Raw genomic sequence first — 21,103 nt, forward strand, 5'->3', positions numbered from 1 at the left:
GCATATTATTCACCATGATAATCAATATCTAGGTTGTATTGGTAAAGCAGGCCAGAAAGATTCAATGCGGAAAATTTCGCCTGTTTTACTTTATTGACAGCCGGATCAAGGCTAAAGTTCTTTGCCGTACGGAAGTCTGTTTTCTCTAGAACGGATTTGACAAATGTTGCGCCTGAAAGATCACAGTTATGGAATACGCTTGAGGTTAAATCGCATTCTTCAAAATCAGTTTCTTTAAGTGAACATTCCGTGAAGTTTGTTTTCTTAAGTTTTGTGCCATAAAAAGTTGAATAATCCAGATGGCTCCGCTCAAAATTAAAAGAAAATAGAAACTTATTGCATTTAGAAAAATCAATTCCCAGTATTTTACAGCCGGTAAAAGTAACATCCTTAAATCCGGTACCTGTAACCACAGTAAGTGAGAAATTGCATTGTTTAAAATGACAATCCATAAAATCATTATGGCTTAAATCACTCTTGGAGAAATCACAGTTTACAAATTCACATTTGATAAATTCTCGGTTCTCCAGTCTCTTTTCTGCATAATTGATGCTATTAAATGTTTTGTCTTCGTGGACTGTAGTCTCGTTAGAACTGTTCATGAAATTAGTTTAAGTTGAGTAATTTGTTAACGATCTGCTTTTTCTTTTCGTTGTTGATGCCATAAAGTCCAAGGTTATCAGCGTACCAAAGTCCATCTGCAACAAGGATAATGATCAGGCTGTTGATATCCAGATCTGCTACTGATCCACCCCCAATATGATTGGTAAACCATTCTTCCCACATTTTTTTATAGTGCTCATTAATAAGTGCCGCTTGCAAAATGACTTTCATAGTTCTCCTATAATGTAGATCACTGCTTTTTTTGATAACGAAGCGAAGAAAGGCAAGGGGGGCGATGTCATTTCCTGAGGCTCTTTTTTCTTCAATGGTCCACTCGGTCAGTTCAACAAGGCTTTGGTGTACCAATTCTTCCAGTAGCTCTTCTTTATTACGAAAATGATGGATAATGCCACCCTTACTCAATCCGGTTTGATCGGAAATCGCTTGGAAAGTGACCTGATGCCAGCCGGCTGTGGCACCTATTTCGGCTGCTATATGAAGAATCAATTGTTTACTGGCTTCCGGATCTTTCTTTCTTTTATATGGATTTTCCATTCCTCAAAGATACCGAACGATTGGTTTGTTTGCAAATTATTTTATATATTTGTCATCTCAATCAGTTAGTTCCAATGTCCAGATACGTTATTATTCTATCCCCTGTAATTGATACGCCAATTGATTTACGGCATGTTTTCGAGGTTATTTATACTTTTTCTAATATCTTAGAATGGTCTGTTGATCTCGACGATTGTGATAAGATTCTCCGAGTTGTTTGCAGCGAGGATATTGGTCAGGAATTGGTAAAGAGTATGGCGCTAGTAGGAATCAGTTCGTCGGTACTGGAGGTTTTTGATGAAAATGGGATTTCTATTATACAAATAGTGCATTAGCATCGTACCTTTATTCAATTAAAAAGAAAAGCTATATGAATACAGAAAAAGCCATTCTGGCGGGCGGTTGTTTTTGGGGGGTAGAAGAACTTATAAGGCACCAGCCAGGTGTTATTTCAACGGTGGTTGGATACACTGGAGGGGATGTTCCCAACGCAACTTACCGGAATCATGGAACACATGCTGAAGCCATTGAAATCATATTTGATCCAGCACTTTTATCCTATCGTTCGCTCCTTGAATACTTCTTCCAGATCCATGATCCAACAACACGGAACAGACAGGGAAACGACATAGGAACCTCTTATCGGTCAGCCATTTTTTTTATGGATGAAACACAAAGGGAAACCGCAAAGGCTTTAATCGCAGATATGGAAGCTTCTGGTAAATGGCCCGGGCCAATTATAACGGAAGTAGTTCCTGTCGCCGATTTTTGGAATGCTGAAGAAGAACACCAAAATTACTTGCAAAAGCAGCCATACGGATACACCTGCCACTTTGAAAGACCTGAATGGAAACTAGGTTAGTTGATTTAACTTTCTGTGTTTTGAGCCCCAACTGCTCAAAGTTTCCCATATTGGAATAAGTTCAATGCCTATTTCGGTTAATTCGTATTCTACTCTGGGTGGAACGGAGGAATGGAGTGTCCTGGATATGAGTCCATGATATTCCAATTCTTTTAGTTGTAAACTTAAAATCCGTTCGGTAATTTTTGGCATTGCATTTTTAAGTTCAGTAAATCGCATCTTTCCTCCCTCAAGTTCTCGCAGGATAAGTACTTTCCATCGACCTCCAAATATTGCTATAGCATATACAAGATCGGAACAATCGCTGATGATTTTGTAATTAATGCTATTGGTTGAATTTTCTTTCCTTAATGCCATGGCTTACATTTTTGTTAGTTCCCTACATTGGGTTGTAAAGAAGGCAAATCTATTAGTTAAGATTTATTTTTGACCGAAAATAAAATCAATAATGAAGAAAATTGCATTTGTAGGATGTTTGGGGTTAATTGGAATTATTACAACCGAATTTGGGGTTATTGGTATTTTGCCTCAGATTGCAGACCACTACCATATTTCCATCGATAAAGCAGGGTTGTTACTTAGTGCATTTGCCCTTGTAATTGCATTAACAGGTCCTTTTATGACCTTGTTTACTTCTGGCTTCGACCGGAAAAAAATCATGATGATCAGTATTGCGATGTTTTTGCTTACCGGGATAGTATCTTCTTTTGCTCCACCTTTTTGGTTGCTGATTATTGTGAGGATGTTGCCTGCATTTTTGCAGCCTGTATTTATTTCGAATGCTATTGCAGCAGCTGTGGCAAATGTGGGTAAATCGCAAGAATACCGGTTAGCGGGGATTGTTGTAGGTGGTATTGCAATAGCAATGGTGACTACCGTTCCGTTTGCTACTTATATGGCAAGTGTTTTCAATTGGCAGGCATCTTTTGGGGTACAAGCGGTAGTAACTGCAATTGCTTTAGTAGGTATTTACAAAGTTTTGCCTCCTATGCATCCGCAGGAAAAGAAATCGTACGGAACACAATTAAAGGTGCTAACCAATAGTCGTTTTTTGATCAGCGCTGCAATGAACTTTTTTATGATTGCTGCATGGTTTTCTACTTACAGTTATTTTGCTGATTATTTGGGTAAGGTTAAAGAGATGGATACTCAAACTATTAGTTATATGATGTTCCTCTTTGGTATTACAGGGATAGTATCTAATTGGCTGGCGGGGAAAATGATGAGTAAAAATATTCCGGCTACTATTGCTTTGTTTCTAAGTGGAACGGTATTGATTCCTGTGATGTTGTTTTATTCGGGTGCCAATACCTGGTCTACTGTGTCGGTGATCGCGTTATGGGGTTTTCTATATGCTCCTTGTTTTCTGAGTGGGTTTGCCTACATGACTTCTGCTGCCCCTCATGCTCCTGAGTTTGCTAATAGCTTGGCTATCTCATTTGGAAATCTTGGCGTAACGGCGGGTACTGTTGTAAGCGGTTGGTTCATCGCCTCTGTCGGGGTTTCTCAAAGCCCTTGGGTGGGTATGGCCTTTGGAATTCTGGCTTTTTTAATGATTATATGGAGGACTTTGCTGGAGCGTAAAAGTGAGTTTATTAGTAAATCTAATCAATGTACAGCATAGATCATTAGTTCATTCTGTTTCTAAAAATGATATCTTTACAGTCTATCTTTGCAAAACATCCTAAATAATGCTCGTTACAACGTATAGATATCTTTTTTTAATAGTATTCGTACTTTTTTTTTCGTCTTGCTTCCAGGTTATTGAGGAAATTAATGTCAATAAAACAGGGTTGGGGACAGTAAATTTAACCCTCAATCTGAGTGCGAGTAAAGCCAAGGTGGCATCTCTTATGCTTATGGATAGTATCCAGGGATATAAAGTGCCTTCCAAACAAACTATTCAAAAAGAAATCGATGAAATTGTTAGTTACCTGAAAAAATCAGATGGCATTACAAATGTCCAAAAGAAGATTGATTTCGATAATTTCATAGTGAGTATCTCTTTTGCATTTAAGGATGTTGCCAATATCAATACTGTAAATCAAAATGTGTTAAAGAAGTTAAAGATAAAGGGGCTTAGTAATGCTTCTTATGCTTATGAATCGAAAACCCAGACTTTTCAGCGCAGTTATCAGTATACAAAGGCTGCCGTATTAGAATACAATAAGCTTAAACCTGAAGTGAAAAATGTATTTAAAGATGCCTCATATACTAGTATATACAGATTTGAACAATTAATAACCAGCAGTAACAATCCACTGGCAAAGATCTCTAAATCAAAAAAAGCTATAATGATCAATACAGGTATATTAGGTTTAATCAACGGTAAAACTGATATATCGAATAGAATTACACTATCTAAATAATCACTCTATCTATGAACTCTCTTTACAAATGCCTGGTTGCATTAGTTTTTGCAAGTATAACCTTGTCATCCTCTGCTCAAGACCTGGTAAATAAAATACCTTCTGATGCCCTTGCTGTGGCCACAATTAAAGGAAAGAATTTTACCGATCTGATGTCTTTAAAAGAATTTAATAACACTTTTATCGGAAAAGAAATTTTATCAAAGCTCTCAAAAGGAACGGATAAAGTGGTTAATAGTGTTGAAAACCTGGGGTTTGATTTATCTTCATCATTATATTACTATAATCTGAGCAACGACAGTGTATCCTATAACTGTTTCCTGGCACCTGTTAAAAATGCCGAACAATTGGAAGCTCTATATGTTCAGGCAAATCAAAAGTTTACAGTTAAAAACGGGATTAAATCCTATTATAATTCCGACTCTACAGAAGTGGCTCATTGGAACGACAAGTTCCTGCTGTTTGTTATAGGCTCGGGTAAAAGTAGTTATTTTGCAAGACCAGAGGTTGTTGAACGCTTCAAGTTATCTCAAGCTACTTCTGGTGGACAAGCTGCAGACTCATTGTCGATAGCGGTGCCGGTACAGGATGAGATTGCTGTTGATAGCACGATGGCTGTAGATTCATTAGAAGAAGTTATGGCAGATACCATTGGATATGATTATGGTAATACTTTTTTTAAGGATGAACAGAAAAAGAAAACTGTTGTTGCCGGTTGGGTACAACTTATGGTTGATGATTTCTTTACCGACCCAAATACAACATCGATATTAAATAATAAAGATTTCGTAAAAAGTATAGATGAACAAGCTGAGGCAACAATTTGGATTGCTGGAGCTGATAAGCTTTTTAATACCTATATGCCATCAACCTATTTAAAAGGTATGAGCTTCTTAAATGGCTATGGAAGTGCTAATGCTAAGCTTTTTCTTGAAGATAAATCGATTAGAATTAGTACAAGCATGGCCTTTAGTGATGAAATTGCGGGGGTTTTTAAGAAAGTACTTAAAAGGAAACTGAACAAACGGTTCTTAAAATACATAAATGAAGATAAAGCGATTGGTTATCTGGCCTATGCTATGGATACTAAGGCCTATCTTGAGCAATATCCTAAACTGATGTCAAAAATTTATGGTTCAGTATACGCTGATGAAATAGGAATGGCAGCTGATCTGTTTTCTCTTTTGCTTGATGAAGAGGCGATAAGTAAAGTAGTAAAGGGAGATGGACTGTTCCTTTTTAATGGCTTGTCGCAAAAGGAAGTCAGTTATAAATCAATGGATTATAATGAAGAAAACTTTGAAAGCAAAGAAGTAACAAAGACGAAGAAAGAGACATTGCCTGACTTTTTATTTATGATGTCCAGTGAGGACACTCGTTTGATTGACAAACTTATTGCTTATGGTGTAAAAAAAGAGCTGGTTAAAAACAGCTCAGGATATTACGAACTGTCGGTTCCTAAAAGCCCACTGGCGCTTTATTTTATGATTAAAGAAGGAATCATTTTCTTTGGTACCAATAAAAAAGATATGGAGGATATTGCTGGAAACAGATATGTTGCCAATGTCTCGCGCAAGCACAGGAAAGCATTAATGAATACCAATTATGCAGGCTATTTCAGCGCTAAAAAGCTATTCGGAAAGATTCCTGTTGAAGAGTTTGCCAGCACAAAAAAACTTGAAAAACTTAATAATGTATTGAATTCAATGGGCGACATTTATTTGAAATCGAATCCGGTTAAGGGTAATGTATATTCTGGTGAAATTAACATAGATATTCCTTCCAATCAACAAAATGCTTTAAAGTACTTATTCTCACTTGTTGAAGACGCGCAAAAATAAATTACTTAGAGGTGGTGTAACACTGATACTAACGGGAGTTGTTTTAATACTGGCGTCTGCTTATGGGTATTTCAAATTCCGGGAATATAAATCCTACCAGGAGGTTATTCATGCTGAGGCCTCTTTTATTGTTAAGATAGATGTAGATAAGATCTATAAAACAATGGTTTTGGATTATCTTTATAACCCATCTTATTATAGGGGAAAAACTGATGATGAACTTAAAACTGGTTTAGCCATTCCAGGGAATGTTTTTATTTATACTGTTGGTTCCAAATCTTGCCAAACCTATTTCTGTTCTTTGCCTATAGCAGATTTAGCCGTACTGAAACAGTTTATTAAGCAAAGGCTCGGTGTAAATACGTTTAAAAACGCAGGTCATGGCATTACATTGGCAACTTCAAAAGATGGAAAACTTACTGTAGCTTTTAATTTAAAAACAGTTGCTGTTGCGTATACACTCAAAAATGAAAATGTAATAGATATCCTTACCGATCTGCTAGATAAGAAAAACCTATTATCTGATAAAGATCAGAAAATTGCGAGCTTAAAACATGCAAATACACATTTGGCTTATGCTTTTAAAGAGTATATGGGAACAGGAGAATTTAAGGATGGGGTAATTTATTTGAATGGCTATTTTAATTTTAATGATCTTGATGTTCAAGGGAAGGTATTTACTCATAGGGTATTTGATAAGCATGCCTCAATAAAAATGTGGCTTAATGCCCACCTTTTGAATGGTAAATCTTACTCAGAAATTCAACTTAAAGGCCACAGAATTTATCCCGATAGCTTATTGAAATATTATCAGGGCTATCTTGACGTTGAATTTGCAGGGATAGTTAATCAGATTGATACTGTGATAACTTATGAGTATAATGATGATTTTGAGAAGGAAGAGGTTCGAAGTACCCGTATTTTGAAGGTACCAAGGATAATAGGCACTTCCAGAGCTCAATCTAAATCTTTATTAAATTATCTGATTAGGGAAGGATTGCTTGATACTGTTGGTGTAATCAGTAAACAGGTGTTCCCCTTGTATACTTTGTATGGTAAAAGCGATACTGGATTTTTTACGCTTAGTACAGATAAGAATATTAGGGTGACTACGGTAAGTGAAAAATCTCCATACTTTTTCTACCTCGAAATGGATTTTAATCAGCTCAATGGATTGCGACAATTTCCATTACTGGAAAAATATACAAAACGATTGGATATCATTCGTATAAAAGCGACTAATGTAGGTAAAGAAAAGAAATATTTTGAGATGGATCTAAATTTCAAAATGAAAAACATTAACGCCTTAGCGCAATTGTTTTAGATTGTATAGGTTCTAAAATTATTTATTAAGTTTACTATCCAAATCAACAGCTAAATCAATGAAACATAAAGCAATATCCATCAGGCCATTTATCGGGGCCAAAGATTTTGAACTTTCAAGGAGTTTCTACAGAGACCTTGGTTTTGATGAAACAGTTCTTACACCTGATATGTCTGTTTTTAAAACAGAGCATATAGCGTTTTACCTTCAAAACGCCTATGTAAAGGATTGGGTAGATAATACTATGATTTTTTTAGAGGTTGAAGATGTTGACAAATATTGGCAGGAGCTTTTGGCTCTTGACCTTACTACTAAATATAAGGATGCAAAACTCGTTCCGATACGGGTTGATCACTGGGGCAAAGAATGTTTTCTGCATGATCCCTCTGGAATTCTCTGGCACTTTGGTGAATTTTTTAACAGTTAATCACACGCCCATTTAAAAAATATTTGTGACATAGTTTATATTACTTACATTTGCATAACTGATTATGTAATTGATTATATGTATGAAACTATTTGAGAAAACCGGAAAAATGGCTCTGGGCAGTCGGCTAAGATTACTGACTTCAAAAGTAACTGAAGACGCAGCGCAGATTTATGAATTATATAATATAGAGTTTTCTCCAAAGTGGTTCCCCGTGTTTTTTGTTCTTTCAGAAGAGGGAGAAAAAACCATAACCGAAATTGCTACTGAGATAGGACATTCCCAACCTTCAGTTAGTAAGATCATACAGGAAATGACTGTTGCCGGACTGATTCAGGAAAATCGGGAATCGTCTGATAAACGCAGAAATGTTGTCGCATTAACCACCAAAGGGATAGTGCTTGCAGCTAAGATAAAAGTGCAATGTGTAGATGTAGATGCTGCAGTTGAAAGCGTTATTCTAGAAGCAAGGTACAACTTGTGGGAAGCGATAGAAGAGTGGGAATTCTTGTTAGAGCAAAAGTCACTGCTGAGAAGAGTGCAGGAGCAAAAGAAACTTCGCGAAAGCAAAGATGTCCAGATTGTGGCTTATGAAGATAAGTATCAAGCTGCGTTTAGATCACTTAATATGGAATGGATCTCCACATATTTCCAAATGGAAGAGGCAGATTATAAGGCTTTAGATAATCCTAAAGAATACATTTTGGAAAAGGGCGGAAAGATATTTGTGGCTCTATACGAAAATGAACCTGTGGGTGTTTGTGCACTGATCAAAATGAACGATCCGGATTATGATTTTGAACTGGCAAAAATGGCTGTTTCACCTAAGATCCAGGGAAAAAGTATTGGCTGGTTGCTTGGTCAAACAGTTATTGACGCTGCAAAGGAATTGGGTGCATCTAAGGTTTATCTGGAAAGTAACACTGTATTGAAACCTGCTATCAATCTGTATCATAAGCTAGGTTTTAAGAAAGTAGTAGGTCGAGTAACACCTTATGAGCGATGCAATATTCAAATGGAAGTGCAACTGAAATAATATATCAGGATTAACTAAATATGGAACTTACAAAACATTTATAATTTTACTAACATGGCTTTCATCTGTTAATCCGAATTCGGCTGCAATTTGCTTTAAGCTGTACTTTCCACTTGCCATTCTTTGCTTGATCAGTGTTTTTCGGTAATTCTGAACATACTCCCGTAAGGTGGTACCGGTATTCCTTTTGAAATATGGTCCCATATAGTCTGCTGTTATATTAAAGTGTCCAGCCATAATGGGAGCCCTAAGCTGATCGGGCGAATAGATGTATTTATGTATATAACAAAAAATAGCTTGCATATCTTTACTACGATTTTCAAAGGGTTTTAATTCTGGCATATTCCTTTTTAAAATATGTGATAATGCGAGAATCTGCATCCAGATTAACTCTTCGTTATGAAGTGGTTCGCTTTTTAATGTGATCAGCATATCAAATAGACGAGCTACTGTATGTCGGTCATTGTCCGACAATTTAAAGCCTGCCAGATGTGTTTCTCTGCTTTTTATTAGGTATTCCAGGTTCTGTACGTAATTATTAGTATTACTTACATCCTGGTGGAGATATAAATCTGTAAACTTTAAATAGACGAAATGACTGAGTATGTCGATTTCAAAATAATGGGATTCTTCTGGACCAAGTAAAAAGATATCGCCATCCTTGTAGGGGATAGTTACCTGATTAATCACATGCGTTCCTGATCCCTTTTTAATATAGATTATTTCGTAATGATTATGATTATGCTCTGGATGTCGCCAACTGGAAACTTCAAAATCAGAAATCAGTAAAGGTTCAAATTGCCTGTAACGTTTCATGTCGGAAATATACAATATTATGCCAGAATTATACCATTTTCTCCAGCCTAATAAACCGAATTTTGACTAGCAGTTGATTAAACTTAAATAAAATATAACTTAACATGAAAGCGGATAAAAAAACAGCACTAGTAGTTGGAGCCAATGGAATAATTGGAACCAATCTAATAAATTACCTGGAGGAATTAGGAACCTGGGACATTATTGGTTTGTCCAGAAGGGGAGGGACAAGCACCAAAAAAATCCGATATATAGCTGTTGATTTGCTAGATCCTGCATCGTGTATTGCACAACTTAGTTCATTATCTGATGTTACTCACATATTTTATGCAGCCTATCAGGATAGGGCGAGTTGGGCAGAACTGGTTGAACCCAACCTGGCTATGTTGGTAAACGTATTGACGGCAATTGAACCGGTGGCAGCCAATTTGGAACATGTAAGTCTGATGCAAGGGTACAAAGTTTATGGTGCCCATCTAGGCCCCTTTAAAACTCCCGCAAAAGAAAGTGATGCAGGCCATATGCCTCCCGAATTTAATGTAGATCAACAGAACTTCCTCGAAAAACAACAGGTGAACAAACGTTGGACTTGGTCTGCCATTAGGCCATCAGTAGTTGGTGGAACCTCAACAGGTAATCCTATGAATCTTGCAATGGTAATTGCGGTGTTTGCTACTATTTCTAAGAAACTTGGGATTCCCTTACGTTTTCCCGGAAAATTGGGCGCCTATGATAAATTGATGGAAATGACAGATGCAGGACTACTGGCTAAAGCGACTGTATGGGCAGCTACAAACCCACAATGTGCAAATCAGGCATTCAATATCAATAACGGCGACTTGTTTAGGTGGAATGAGCTTTGGCCTAAAATTGCTGTTTATTTTAATATGGAAGTTGCGGCACCCTTGCAAGTGCCCCTCCAAACAGTTATGGCGGACAAAGAAGAACTCTGGAAATCTTTACAGGAAGAACACGGACTAAATTATAACTATAAAGACTTATCCTCATGGGCATTTGGCGACTTTGTGTTCTCCTGGGACTATGACTTTTTTGCAGATGGCACAAAGGCAAGAAGAATGGGCTTTCATGAGTTTATTGATACAGAAAAAATGTTTTATGATTTGTTCGATGAAATGCGCAGGAAAAAGATAATACCAAAAACAATATAATAGCTAAATCAGATTTTGTAGTGTAGCATGTCTTATTAAATCGGCAACATTTTTTGCTTTGAGCTTTTGTAGTAAGTTCTTTCTGTGGTTTTCTACCGTAAACTTGCTTAAAAATAACATTTCAGCAATGTCATTAGTGGTTTTGCCATCAGCAATTAGTTTTAAAATTTCCTTTTCGCGTACCGTAAGTTTGGCAAAATCTTGAGATTCTTTTAACTGTGGCCGGGAGATAATTTCTTTAACGATGTTACTAAAAGTAATCTGACCATTTAAGGCTTCATTGATACAGATAACAATTTCTTCAATAGACGACTCTTTAAGTAAATATCCACTGGCGCCATTGGCCAACATTTGCAAAATTACGCTGCGCTCCTGGTAATTGCTAAATGCCAATACAACCGTATCCGGAGATATGGTTTTTATTGTTTTGCACAAATCCATTCCATTTATATCAGGAAGCATGATATCCAGCAAAACAATTTTTACTGTTGCTATTTTTAAAAAGGAAATAAATTCCTCCCCTCGGGTAAAGCCACCAATAATTTCATATTCCGGTTTTTTACTTAAAAGCCTAATCAACCCCTCTATGACTATCGGATGATCATCAACAACGACAATGGTATTTTTATGCTGTGACATAAAGTTCTATATTGATGGAGGTGCCTCTTTTATTTCTTTCTGATAGGATCTCAATTTTGCCTTTAAGGTATTCAACCCGGCTTTTGATGTTGTTAAGACCTATGCCCTCAACCTTATCCAAATGTGTTGCATCAAAGCCCTTTCCGTCATCTTCAACCGTTATAAAAAACACATCCTCATTTTGCGAACATTGCAGCAAAAGGTTTTGCGCCTGGGCATGTTTGGTTGCGTTAGTAATGGCTTCTTGTATAATACGATAAATGTTTATTTGCTCTTGTGCAAGCAGATTGTTTTTGATGCCAAGATATTGAAAGTCCACTTTTAGCGCGGCAGAAGCTGCTGATTCACATAAGTCTTTTAGCAGTGCCTTAAGACCCAGTTTTAATAGCATTTCAGGCATCATGTTGTGGGATATACGTCTAAGTTCACCTATGGAAGTATCCAATTGCGTAACGATATTTTGCAGCTCTAGGGTGTTATTGTTGCCTTGTTCGTGTATATAATCTGTCAGATTTAGTTTTGCTATTGCGAGCATACAGCCCAGCCCATCATGTAGATCGCGGGCAAGTCTGTTTTGTTCATCTTCTTTGGCATTCAACATTACCTGCACTAGTTTTATTTGCTGTTGCCTGTCAATATCTTTAAGTTCTTGTTGGTGATTCAGATCTTTTTGTAAAGCTAATTTTTTACTGTTGCGGTAAAACAACCAGCCAAAAAAAGCAACAATAAGTAAAAATATACTGGCTAGGCCCAGTAGCCAATTCACCAGCCGACTATTTTTTGTGGCAAGTTTTGCCTTTTCATTCTCGGCGTTAAGCGCCACAATTTTCTTTTGGTTTTCTGCCGTTCTATATTTTACTTCGAGGAGGTTTGCAGTTTCTTTTAGTTTGCTGTTACTCAAACTGTCGCTCAACCCGCTATAAAGTTTTAACCATTTGTAAGCACTTTGCTTATTTTTCATGCCCTCATAGCTAGTCGCCAGTCCATAGTAAATCTGCAACTTGTTTGTTTCCCATGCCATAAATTGTTTGTCCTTAACCAAAGCCAGTCCTACATTCTTTGCCTCAGGGAAATCTTCTTTACTATGAAGAGCATAAAATTTTTGTAGTAGTATGCGTTTTTCGGCATAAGTGCCTTTGAATCTTTTTGCCAGAAGCATTCCTTTTTCTACTACAGTGAGTGCGCTGTCGAATTGCAAAGCAGTATTAAGGCGTAAAGCTTCACCGGCATAATATTCTAACCACATCTCGGACTGTGGATACGGCTTAAGCAAGATCATCATGCTGTCTAAATTCGATTTGGCCTCTTTTAACTTACCTAATGAAATATAATTTTCCCCAATAGATTGATAAATCATAGCCAGATATTGTGGTGCATTGGCTTTTTTAAGTATTGAAACTGCTTTTGTTAAATAGATTTTTTCCTTCGCGTGCTGACCCAGATTTTTGAATCCCGCAGAAAGGAGAAAATAGTTTTTTCCTAAGAAACCCAAATCACCTGATTGTATAGCCAACGGAATTGCCTTATGCAGTATAATTTCTATAGATTCTTTGATTTCGTTTCTAAGATGATGGCGAAATGCATAGCTGTGCCAGCACATTGATCTAACCAGAAGAGCTTCCTTTGTTTTGAATTTTTTTAGTGAAGCATCTGATTGCAAAAGCATTTTTTTAGCAAGTTCTGGATTTTTAGCCATCATTTGCAAAGCTTTATAATATAAAGATACTGCTTGCATAAAGCTGTTTCCTTCGCTGTGTGCTAATCCTTGTTGTAAATACTGCTCAGCTTTTGCTGTATCTGTTCTTAAGTAAAATTCTGAGAGTAGAAAACTACTTTTTGCCTTTGTGGCATTCGGTAGCTCTTTTTTTAACTGCTGGGTAAGGCTATCGGCATAATGCGTTCCGTTTAATGGCATCTGCGAAAGCGCATTGAAAAAGGAAAATATCAAAAACAAGGTGTAACCGTATTTTTTCATTGTAGCGTAGATAATTAAGCTAATGTAGCTAGAATGCCTGCCTGTTATTAAGATAATATCAAAAATAGCTGAAAACAGCTATAAGTAAAATATTAAAGCTTAAATTTGCAGCTTTAAATAGATTCATGATTAAATTATTTGTGGTGGGTTATCCACTTGATATACAGGAAGCTGAACTGATTGAGATATTCAGCATCCATGGAATGTTGCACAGCGTGCATTTATTGACCGACAAAGTGACCCACAAACATAAAGGCTATGGTTTTATAGAAATGGTGGATCAGGCTGGAGCCGATAGGGCAATTGCAGCTATAAACGGTATGGTTTTGAAAGGTAGAAAGATAAGTGTTAAACTGGCGGATGAGAATAGGGCAGAGAAACCAAGAACAACTTTTAAACCTAACCGATTCCATACTGAAGAAGGGCAAAGTAATGCAGGTAGTGGAGAGCAGTTTAAAAATAAGCGTCCTAGAAAATTAGTGTCGAATACATTCAGGGCCGAGAAGTAAACGATATTTCTTAAATTAGTAGGTATGGACTACCTGCAGAAAATAATCGGTGATATTGAATGCCATGATGTGGATGGGATCAGATCATGTTTTCAGCATGGGGTCCATCCCAACGATATCTTCAAAGGGCACCCCTTAATTTATGAACTCATCAGCGAATACGCCAGAACAGACCGCTTTAAAGCATGTGTCAAGGTATTTATCGATCATGGGCTGGAGTTTAATGATCCGTCGCTTTTAGCCGTCCTCTCAGATGATGCCCAGATTTTAGCGAAACATTTGACTACAGACCCAGGTGCACTTAACCGGCCTGTTAATTTACGGTGTGCTTATACGCCTTTACATGATGTCAGCCTACTTCATGTCTGTGCGGAATTTAATCATCTGTCATGTGCAGAAGTTCTGGTGAGGAATGGAGCAGACGTGAATGCGAAAGCAGGAACTGATGAACATGGGTTTGGAGGACAAAGCCCTATTTTTCATACTGTAAATCAGAACTCTAACCATTCCGCTTCGTTATTGGACTATCTGCTATCGGAATCAGCAGATCTTAACTACACAGTAAAAGGGTTGATCTGGGGTAAAGGTTATCCTTGGGAAACACTTGTTCCTGCAGTAAACCCAATCAGCTATGCTATGATGGGGCTTTTGCCGCAAATGCATAGGGATGAGAGAACCATCGCAGTTGTTGTATCCAAGTTACTGAAGGCTGCTCATGGGATTGATTATGTGCCGGTAAACGTGCCATGTGCTTATCTGAAATAATAAAAAATTAAATTTTCCCGTTATTGGGATAATTAATACATTTGGTTACCAGACTTTTCGAATAATAGCCATTCTAAAACAAAAAAATAACCAAACTTATGAGAAAGAATAAATTATACGCTCCGCTATTTCTATTTTTCCTGATTACCGCCTTTAACATTGCCAATGCACAAACGAAAATAGGGATAAGAACCGGTGTAAATTTCTCAAACGCAAATATGAAAGATGAACAGGGAAATAAGGGTGAAACTGAATCAATTCCAGGTTTCCACTTAGGACTTACAGTTGACGTTCCTATAGCCGGTGATTTTTACATTCAACCCGCTGCCTTATATTCCTCCAAAGGATTTAGACAAAAAGGAGAGGGCTTTGGCTATAGTGATGATTTTAAAGTTACGGTTTCTTATATAGAAGTACCGGTTAATTTACTTTATAACCCCAAGTTGGGAACGGGGAATTTAATACTTGGCGCAGGAGGTTATTTGGGATATGGAACAGGAGGGAAGTGGAAGTCCGCATCTGGTGTTTTAATTGGGGATATCCAAATTGGAGATAATGGAGAGGTGATCTTCAAAAACGATGCAGAGAAGGGTGAATTTGGATCTTATTTGTATGGAAAGCCCTTGGATTACGGGGTTAGTTTTTTAGCTGGTTATGAGCTTTTTAACAAATATTCTATCCAATTCAATAGTGAAATAGGACTGGCAAATTTGCAAACAACTTATAGCGGGATAAAACGGAAAGGGAAAATGAAAAATACCAGCTTTAGTATTTCACTCGGTTATAAGTTCTGATAAAAGGTTTTCTATTATCTATGACTGAGTCTTATTACTGTAAGCGTATTCTAAAACCAGGCTTATTGCTTCTTTGATTCTTTTCATTCCTTCTGGATTATTGATGTCAATTTCACAAAAAAGGCTGTCGGTAGTTTTGGCATGAAGTACCATATAATAAATACCTGCAACCAATAAACCGGCAATTGCCCTAAGATCGACATCATTTCCTTTCAACTCCTTATCTGTCAATGCAAAGAATGTGGAACTAAGTTGTTCTCGTTCTTCGCATACCTGATACATAATCTGGCTTCTCTGGCTAATTTGCCAAAGTACAATCTTCTGCATTTCTTCATTCTCATAGAAATAATCCAATTGATTAAGCAACAGATTTTTCAATATTTGCTTCGTGTCTTTCCCTTGGTTATTTTCGATCATGATACCTGCATCACCTGTTGCAGCCACCCAGTAGTCTTTGCTTTTTACATAAATTTCTATCAGATTATCAACTGAACCAAAATAAAGTTTAATTAGTTTACGGTCCAATCCTGCAGCTTTTGAAATGTTTGTAACGGTCAATCCGGTATATCCTTTGTCTTGGATTACAATTCCAACAGCCTGGATCAATTTCTGTTTTGATCTATCCTTATCGTTTAATGCCCCTTGGTATCTTTTCTTTTCCATAACAAACTGATTGTAGTAGCTAAATTATGGAGAAAGTCTGAGTTTCTATTCCTACTATTTCAACATGTTAGCAATGTTTATTGTAAAAAGTCAAATTACCTACAGAGATGTCGTACATAGCAGGTATGATCTTTATTTCTCTGCTATCTACGCGTTGCCGTATAATACTGCTTTGCTCAAGTATCTGCTGCACGGAACGGTAAACATTAAGTAAAGAAACCTTATTAACAAAAGATTCGTTATGGCCTGTTCTGTTGCTTATTTCCGTAAATTCTTGTGAGATACACACTTTTACTTCCCTTAGCAAGCCCGAAAGATTTTCCATCATCACATCGTCACAAGCACTCCTTACTGCCCCACAATTGGTGTGACCCATTACTACAATCAGTTTTGAACCTGCCGTGGCTATTGTATACTCCAACGATCCTAACACATGTGGAGATATAACATTGCCTGCAATGCGAATGTTAAAAATATCACCAATACTCTGGTCAAGAATCAGTTCAGTTGGAACCCTTGAATCCATGCAGCTCAATATTGATGCAAATGGCCTCGGATTGTCTTTTGTTTCCTGTACTTTTTGTAGCAAGCCGCGATGTTTGCTGCGTCCACTAAGAAATCTTTCATGACCATCTCTTAATATTTGTAAGGCAATATCAGGAGTCATTTCAGTGTGGTAATTTATATTGAGATCCATAATTTTAAGTGATTAGGGTTTATTATTCGCTGGCTTTCCCTTTTTCTTGCTGTATCATTTGCATCAATTGCAGACCCATTAAACCACTTAGGCTACCATCACTGCCGTTGCCACCACTTACAATTAGATCTGGGATGATCTTAATTTTTCCTTTTCCAATTTCTTCGGTTATTTTAAACTTGGTAAAGTTGTCGCCTCCCATGGCTTTTACTTGTAAGTCGTAAGCATCAGCTGTAGATTTACCTATGGCCATAATTTTTTCTGCTTCGGCCAATCCTGTTTTGGCTATTTTCTCTGCATCGGCAGTCGCATTAAGTTTGGTAGCTTCGGCTTGTGCACCAGCACGGGCTTTAGTTGCTTCAGCTTCTGCGTTTGCACGCATTTTAGTTGCCGTGGCTTCAGCATCAACCTGTAGTTTTAAACTATTGGCGTCACCTTCTGCCTTTTTTACCGTTGCATCAGCAGTGCGCTGAGCAATTTCAACACTTTGCTGTGCTTTTACAATTTCCTTTTGCATATCTGCAATTGCAGTTTCTTTCTCCATGCCCTGGCGCTGTTCCTGTGCCATTTTCTGTGTCTGATAAGTTTTTTGTTCCTCTTCTGCAATCTTACGGTCGGTAAGGGTTTTCATCAATGCCTCTGGTGGAAGAATATCACCTATTAAAGTATCTACAGCATTTACATTGTAATCATCCAGGACTGCTTTAATGTGTTCCTTTGCCGATTGTTGTCTTTCTTTACGGGTAATCAGAAAACTTATCACATCGCTGTCTTGTGCAGAATTTCGAAAATAATTGCCAATAGTAGGCTCTAATACCTGACTTACTAAATTACTCATGCTACCGAAACGGGCTATTACTTTGGGTGCCTCGGTTGCGGGAATATGAATGATCTGAGATACATCTAAATTGAAAGGGAAGCCGTCTCGGGAGCGGACGGTGATAGTACTCAGGTTCTTATCTAACTCATGAGATTCGTTCCTGGCGTTGGCCCAATTCAATACCAGATTAGTTGTAGGCACCAGTTCAACCTTCATAATGTATTTGTTGAATGGGTATTTGCCAGGGCCATAGGCTTCCATCCATACCCCACGCTGGCCTTTGCTTACAATATTGCCATGTTTGAAACTCTCCCCGGTTAAATCTTTACCGTCTTCACCGATGTAGCTGATCACAACGCCAACGAAACCAATAGGTACGTCGGTCATTGGTATTTCTTCAATCTGAATTGCCCATGGATTAATATTGTAACTACCTGCTAAAATGATTGATGGCTGCAAACCACGGTTACCATCATTTTTTAGAAAAACATCAATGTCCTGAAAATTATTGTGACCGGTAATTTGCTTTCCTGCAATTTGCCCGCTTTCAATTGGATGGCCGTCAAGCGTGGTTACAATGCCTACCATATTTTCATGTATGATGACCATGTCGGCAATTGTAACGGTGAAGGCAAATAAGTTGATACGATAAGTACCTGCAGTGATATAAGAGGTTTGTCGACCTTTTTGCCCATTGTTGTTTAGGAATTTTTCTGCATCCTGAAAATTATCCGATTCTACTCTTCGGGCAAGGATTGCACCTGTCGGTATTTCAGCACCATCGTTGGACAGGATCAATCCTATTTTACCTTCGGGTATAATGGTAAACCCGTGCATGTTCACATTGTATTGCCAGGGCCACATGCCCCAGTAAAGTCCGGGAGCCAGTGCTTTTGCCTGAAAACCAGCTTCTCCTTTAGTTGCAATAATACGTCCGTCTGGTAATTCTTTGTTGCTGCCAAAAAGCACAAATTTCTTGGTAACCAGTCCTACCTTGTTTTCGGGTACGATGACCATACCCAGGAAAACCCTTAGTATGAATTTGTAAAATAGGAGGGTGAACAGGATAGCGAAGACCCACCAGTAGATGAAAAAGATTTGAGAATAGTCCATGATCAATTAGTTTTAGGTGTGAGATATAATTTGATATTTATGATATAATTCATTGACTTCGTTTAGAACAAACTTCTCTATACATGAAAATATAAAAGTCTTATATATGTATTATTTGGTATTATTTTTATCTTATATTCATATTATGAATAAGGAAGACCTGCTACATCTCGAGAAGCTAATGAATTTTTTAGCTAGTAATTTTCTAAAGAAAAAGACATGGAAAGATGTCTCTAAGTCTGAGTGGGCGTACATTGTAGAAGAATTGAATGGGTTGTTACAGAACCGTAACAGAAAACAGAAAGTAAAAAAAGAAACTGATCTATTTGGAGCAAATTATTTGTATGAACATCTTATTATCAATAAACTAAAAGCATATGAAAATCGAAAAGACCTCACTGGGTCCAGCAAACCGAACCTTAGTAAACTAAGTCGGATAGTGCAGGTGTTAGGCTATGATAACTACATCGATTTTATTAATTCGCACAACGAGGCATTTAGTTTTAACGATTTAAAAATTGATATCCCTAAGGTTACGGTTAACTACAAGTTATTGGACGAATTGGTAGGATTATGGTATTCTTTTAACCGTAACTTACCTGATAACCCGGAAGAAATTAATGAAGAAAGAATCTGGCGTTCGTCAGTTGAAATTTATAAATCTGAATCTTCGGGCGAATATCTGATAGAGAGAAGTGGGGGAGATAATCATAAGTACTATGGAAAAGTAACTTCTTATGCAGATTACATTTTCATTATCATGAACAGTAATACTTTTATCAGACAGCGGCACTTTATCTCACGCTTAAAAGATATAAATGAGAAATTAAAGCAGCCTAACTATAGGATAGAGGAAATGCATTTTATTAGTACCTGCATTAGTTTCAATCAGGAGCCAATTGCCTTATTTGAAATTTTTCAAAAAGCATCTAATACAAAAAACTACGTTGCGGATTCTATAAGTTTCCCAATAGAAAGTGAAGAGCTTCCGGCAGGAGTTGTTGCTTATTTAAAGGACACTGAGGGGAATCGAATTAATTATAAGTAGATTTAAACATAAGTCGATGTTGCTTGTTCTAATATTGGCAGCAATGGCGCCGCAACTTTATAATAGAATTTATGGAAAATGTAGTTCAAAAGGAGTGGGATATTGTTGAAAATAAACTGCACAAAATACTAATATTCAAAGATTTTCGGGAAGCTTTCGCCTTTATGGTTAAGGTGGCATTTGTAGCAGAGAAAAATAATCATCATCCTAAGTGGTGTAATGAATGGAATAAATTGGAATTTTGGCTAAGTACTCACGATGCAGGTGATATTATTACTGAAAAAGATAGAGCCCTTGCTAAGCAGATTGATGAATTGTTAAAAGTATAATTTAAGAATGATTATAGGCTTACCGTTGTTTGTTGTTGTGCTTTTTGTGTTGACGATCCTATTTACGCTGTTTTTGTTTTATCGCGTAATTAAAAGATCCTTACAGTTTAATGTTAGCAGTAAAGCCAATCTCCTTCTAATTGTTTTAAGTTTGTGGATTATTGTTCAGGCGATATTGGGTTTAAATTTTGTTTTCAGTTCCGATACTACTGTTTTTCCGCCTAAGATTGCCATTATGGGGTATTCCCAGCTATTCTCTCAATTATGCTCGTATTTTTAACCCGGGGAGGTAGAAAGTTTATTGATGGACTCCCTATATTAAATCTCACTTATCTGCATGTAGGGAGAATTCCGGTGGAAATTATTTTGTACCTATTGTTTATCAATGGGACTGTTCCAGAACTGATGACATTTGAGGGGAGGAACTTTGATATTTTGGCAGGAATCTCTGCGCCTTTAGTAGCTTATTTTGGAATCTCAAAAAAGAAAATGGCCAAGGGATCTCTATTGGCCTGGAATGTTATTTGTCTTTGTTTATTGATCAATATTGTGGCGAATGCATTTCTCTCAGTACCCTCACCCATTCAGAAGTTTGGGTTTGACCAGCCTAATATTGCAGTTTTGTATTTCCCTTTTAGCTTACTTCCTGCTTTTATTGTGCCTGCGATGTTTTTTAGCCACCTGGTAAGTATCAGACAATTGCTAATGAACAAAGTAAGAGTTTTTGACGCTAATTAATAATTATAATG

Annotated in this window: 24 protein-coding genes; 15 read left to right on the top strand and 9 right to left on the bottom strand. The window is 37.2% G+C overall.

The window, feature by feature from the left end:
• Nucleotides 1-5: 5 nt before the first annotated feature.
• Together HQN86_RS03625 and HQN86_RS03630 are read right to left on the bottom strand one after the other, a co-directional pair.
• Entirely contained in the window at nt 6-602 is a 597-nt protein-coding gene (locus HQN86_RS03625; protein ID WP_172659667.1) for a pentapeptide repeat-containing protein, read from the bottom strand.
• 4 nt (nt 603-606) lie between these two features.
• Nucleotides 607-1,158, bottom strand: a complete 552-nt coding sequence (locus tag HQN86_RS03630; protein WP_172659668.1) for a TetR/AcrR family transcriptional regulator — start codon at nt 1,156-1,158, stop codon at nt 607-609.
• A 74-nt stretch (nt 1,159-1,232) separates the two neighbouring features.
• On the opposite strand from HQN86_RS03630, the gene HQN86_RS03635 reads away from it, so the two are divergent.
• A complete protein-coding gene (locus HQN86_RS03635) occupies nt 1,233-1,493 on the top strand; it encodes a hypothetical protein (RefSeq protein WP_172659669.1) in 261 nt (86 codons plus the stop codon).
• Nucleotides 1,494-1,528: 35 nt separating this feature from the next.
• Nucleotides 1,529-2,020: a peptide-methionine (S)-S-oxide reductase MsrA gene (gene msrA / locus HQN86_RS03640; RefSeq protein ID WP_172659670.1), complete on the top strand. Its 492-nt coding sequence runs from the start codon at nt 1,529-1,531 to the stop codon at nt 2,018-2,020.
• On the opposite strand, the gene HQN86_RS03645 is transcribed toward msrA, so the two are convergent.
• Nucleotides 2,012-2,377, bottom strand: a complete 366-nt coding sequence (locus HQN86_RS03645) for a winged helix-turn-helix transcriptional regulator (protein ID WP_172659671.1) — start codon at nt 2,375-2,377, stop codon at nt 2,012-2,014. The two genes, msrA and HQN86_RS03645, sit on opposite strands and share 9 nt — an antisense overlap.
• Nucleotides 2,378-2,468: 91 nt before the next feature.
• Here HQN86_RS03645 and HQN86_RS03650 point away from each other — a divergent pair, with 91 nt between their 5' ends.
• From HQN86_RS03650 to HQN86_RS03675, 6 genes are all read left to right on the top strand, one after another.
• Nucleotides 2,469-3,644, top strand: coding sequence for an MFS transporter (locus tag HQN86_RS03650; protein ID WP_172659672.1), 1,176 nt, complete (start codon nt 2,469-2,471; stop codon nt 3,642-3,644).
• A gap of 169 nt (nt 3,645-3,813) precedes the next feature.
• Nucleotides 3,814-4,389: a hypothetical protein gene (locus tag HQN86_RS03655; protein ID WP_246269413.1), complete on the top strand. Its 576-nt coding sequence runs from the start codon at nt 3,814-3,816 to the stop codon at nt 4,387-4,389.
• A gap of 11 nt (nt 4,390-4,400) precedes the next feature.
• Nucleotides 4,401-6,230 (top strand): hypothetical protein, encoded by a 1,830-nt coding sequence (locus tag HQN86_RS03660; RefSeq protein WP_172659674.1) that lies wholly within the window; start codon nt 4,401-4,403, stop codon nt 6,228-6,230.
• Complete coding sequence (locus tag HQN86_RS03665; protein ID WP_172659675.1) at nt 6,211-7,554, top strand: hypothetical protein; 1,344 nt, start codon at nt 6,211-6,213, stop codon at nt 7,552-7,554. Before HQN86_RS03660 ends, HQN86_RS03665 begins: the two co-directional genes overlap by 20 nt.
• Nucleotides 7,555-7,612: 58 nt before the next feature.
• Nucleotides 7,613-7,981 (top strand): VOC family protein, encoded by a 369-nt coding sequence (locus HQN86_RS03670; protein ID WP_172659676.1) that lies wholly within the window; start codon nt 7,613-7,615, stop codon nt 7,979-7,981.
• An 82-nt stretch (nt 7,982-8,063) separates the two neighbouring features.
• Nucleotides 8,064-9,017 (top strand): bifunctional helix-turn-helix transcriptional regulator/GNAT family N-acetyltransferase, encoded by a 954-nt coding sequence (locus HQN86_RS03675; RefSeq protein ID WP_172659677.1) that lies wholly within the window; start codon nt 8,064-8,066, stop codon nt 9,015-9,017.
• A 27-nt stretch (nt 9,018-9,044) separates the two neighbouring features.
• On the opposite strand, the gene HQN86_RS03680 is transcribed toward HQN86_RS03675, so the two are convergent.
• Nucleotides 9,045-9,833, bottom strand: coding sequence for an AraC family transcriptional regulator (locus HQN86_RS03680; RefSeq protein ID WP_172659678.1), 789 nt, complete (start codon nt 9,831-9,833; stop codon nt 9,045-9,047).
• Nucleotides 9,834-9,937: 104 nt separating this feature from the next.
• On the opposite strand from HQN86_RS03680, the gene HQN86_RS03685 reads away from it, so the two are divergent.
• Nucleotides 9,938-11,002, top strand: coding sequence for an SDR family oxidoreductase (locus HQN86_RS03685; RefSeq protein WP_172659679.1), 1,065 nt, complete (start codon nt 9,938-9,940; stop codon nt 11,000-11,002).
• Nucleotides 11,003-11,005: 3 nt separating this feature from the next.
• Here the strand turns inward: HQN86_RS03685 and HQN86_RS03690 are convergent, their stop codons facing one another.
• Together HQN86_RS03690 and HQN86_RS03695 are read right to left on the bottom strand one after the other, a co-directional pair.
• Nucleotides 11,006-11,641 carry a response regulator gene (locus HQN86_RS03690; RefSeq protein ID WP_172659680.1) on the bottom strand — a complete coding sequence of 212 codons (636 nt, stop codon included), beginning with the start codon at nt 11,639-11,641 and terminating at the stop codon, nt 11,006-11,008.
• Nucleotides 11,628-13,616: a sensor histidine kinase gene (locus HQN86_RS03695; RefSeq protein ID WP_172659681.1), complete on the bottom strand. Its 1,989-nt coding sequence runs from the start codon at nt 13,614-13,616 to the stop codon at nt 11,628-11,630. Before HQN86_RS03695 ends, HQN86_RS03690 begins: the two co-directional genes overlap by 14 nt.
• Before the next feature lie 125 nt (nt 13,617-13,741).
• Between HQN86_RS03695 and HQN86_RS03700 the strand changes: the two genes are divergently transcribed.
• The 3 genes from HQN86_RS03700 to HQN86_RS03710 all read left to right on the top strand — a co-directional run bounded on the left by HQN86_RS03700 (nt 13,742) and on the right by HQN86_RS03710 (nt 15,684).
• Nucleotides 13,742-14,125 (top strand): RNA recognition motif domain-containing protein, encoded by a 384-nt coding sequence (locus HQN86_RS03700; protein ID WP_172659682.1) that lies wholly within the window; start codon nt 13,742-13,744, stop codon nt 14,123-14,125.
• A gap of 24 nt (nt 14,126-14,149) precedes the next feature.
• Complete coding sequence (locus HQN86_RS03705) at nt 14,150-14,890, top strand: transient-receptor-potential channel family protein (protein ID WP_172659683.1); 741 nt, start codon at nt 14,150-14,152, stop codon at nt 14,888-14,890.
• 98 nt (nt 14,891-14,988) lie between these two features.
• A complete protein-coding gene (locus HQN86_RS03710) occupies nt 14,989-15,684 on the top strand; it encodes an outer membrane beta-barrel protein (protein ID WP_172659684.1) in 696 nt (231 codons plus the stop codon).
• Between the two features lie 18 nt (nt 15,685-15,702).
• Here HQN86_RS03710 and HQN86_RS03715 read toward each other — a convergent pair whose 3' ends face one another.
• The 3 genes from HQN86_RS03715 to HQN86_RS03725 form a co-directional block, all read right to left on the bottom strand.
• Nucleotides 15,703-16,347 carry a TetR/AcrR family transcriptional regulator gene (locus HQN86_RS03715; RefSeq protein WP_172659685.1) on the bottom strand — a complete coding sequence of 215 codons (645 nt, stop codon included), beginning with the start codon at nt 16,345-16,347 and terminating at the stop codon, nt 15,703-15,705.
• Nucleotides 16,348-16,414: 67 nt separating this feature from the next.
• Nucleotides 16,415-17,044, bottom strand: coding sequence for a carbonic anhydrase (locus tag HQN86_RS03720; RefSeq protein ID WP_172659686.1), 630 nt, complete (start codon nt 17,042-17,044; stop codon nt 16,415-16,417).
• 22 nt (nt 17,045-17,066) lie between these two features.
• Nucleotides 17,067-18,977 carry an SPFH domain-containing protein gene (locus HQN86_RS03725; protein ID WP_172659687.1) on the bottom strand — a complete coding sequence of 637 codons (1,911 nt, stop codon included), beginning with the start codon at nt 18,975-18,977 and terminating at the stop codon, nt 17,067-17,069.
• A gap of 145 nt (nt 18,978-19,122) precedes the next feature.
• On the opposite strand from HQN86_RS03725, the gene HQN86_RS03730 reads away from it, so the two are divergent.
• From HQN86_RS03730 to HQN86_RS26805, 3 genes are all read left to right on the top strand, one after another.
• Entirely contained in the window at nt 19,123-20,025 is a 903-nt protein-coding gene (locus tag HQN86_RS03730; protein WP_172659688.1) for a hypothetical protein, read from the top strand.
• Between the two features lie 71 nt (nt 20,026-20,096).
• A complete protein-coding gene (locus tag HQN86_RS03735) occupies nt 20,097-20,354 on the top strand; it encodes a 4a-hydroxytetrahydrobiopterin dehydratase (RefSeq protein WP_172659689.1) in 258 nt (85 codons plus the stop codon).
• 264 nt (nt 20,355-20,618) lie between these two features.
• The gene (locus HQN86_RS26805; RefSeq protein WP_246269415.1) at nt 20,619-21,092 is read left to right on the top strand and encodes a hypothetical protein; all 474 of its coding nucleotides are present in this window, start codon (nt 20,619-20,621) and stop codon (nt 21,090-21,092) included.
• The last annotated feature ends 11 nt before the right edge of the window (nt 21,093-21,103 follow it).

The organism is Pedobacter panaciterrae, from assembly GCF_013204795.1.
GTDB classification, from domain to species: Bacteria; Bacteroidota; Bacteroidia; order Sphingobacteriales; family Sphingobacteriaceae; genus Pedobacter; species Pedobacter panaciterrae.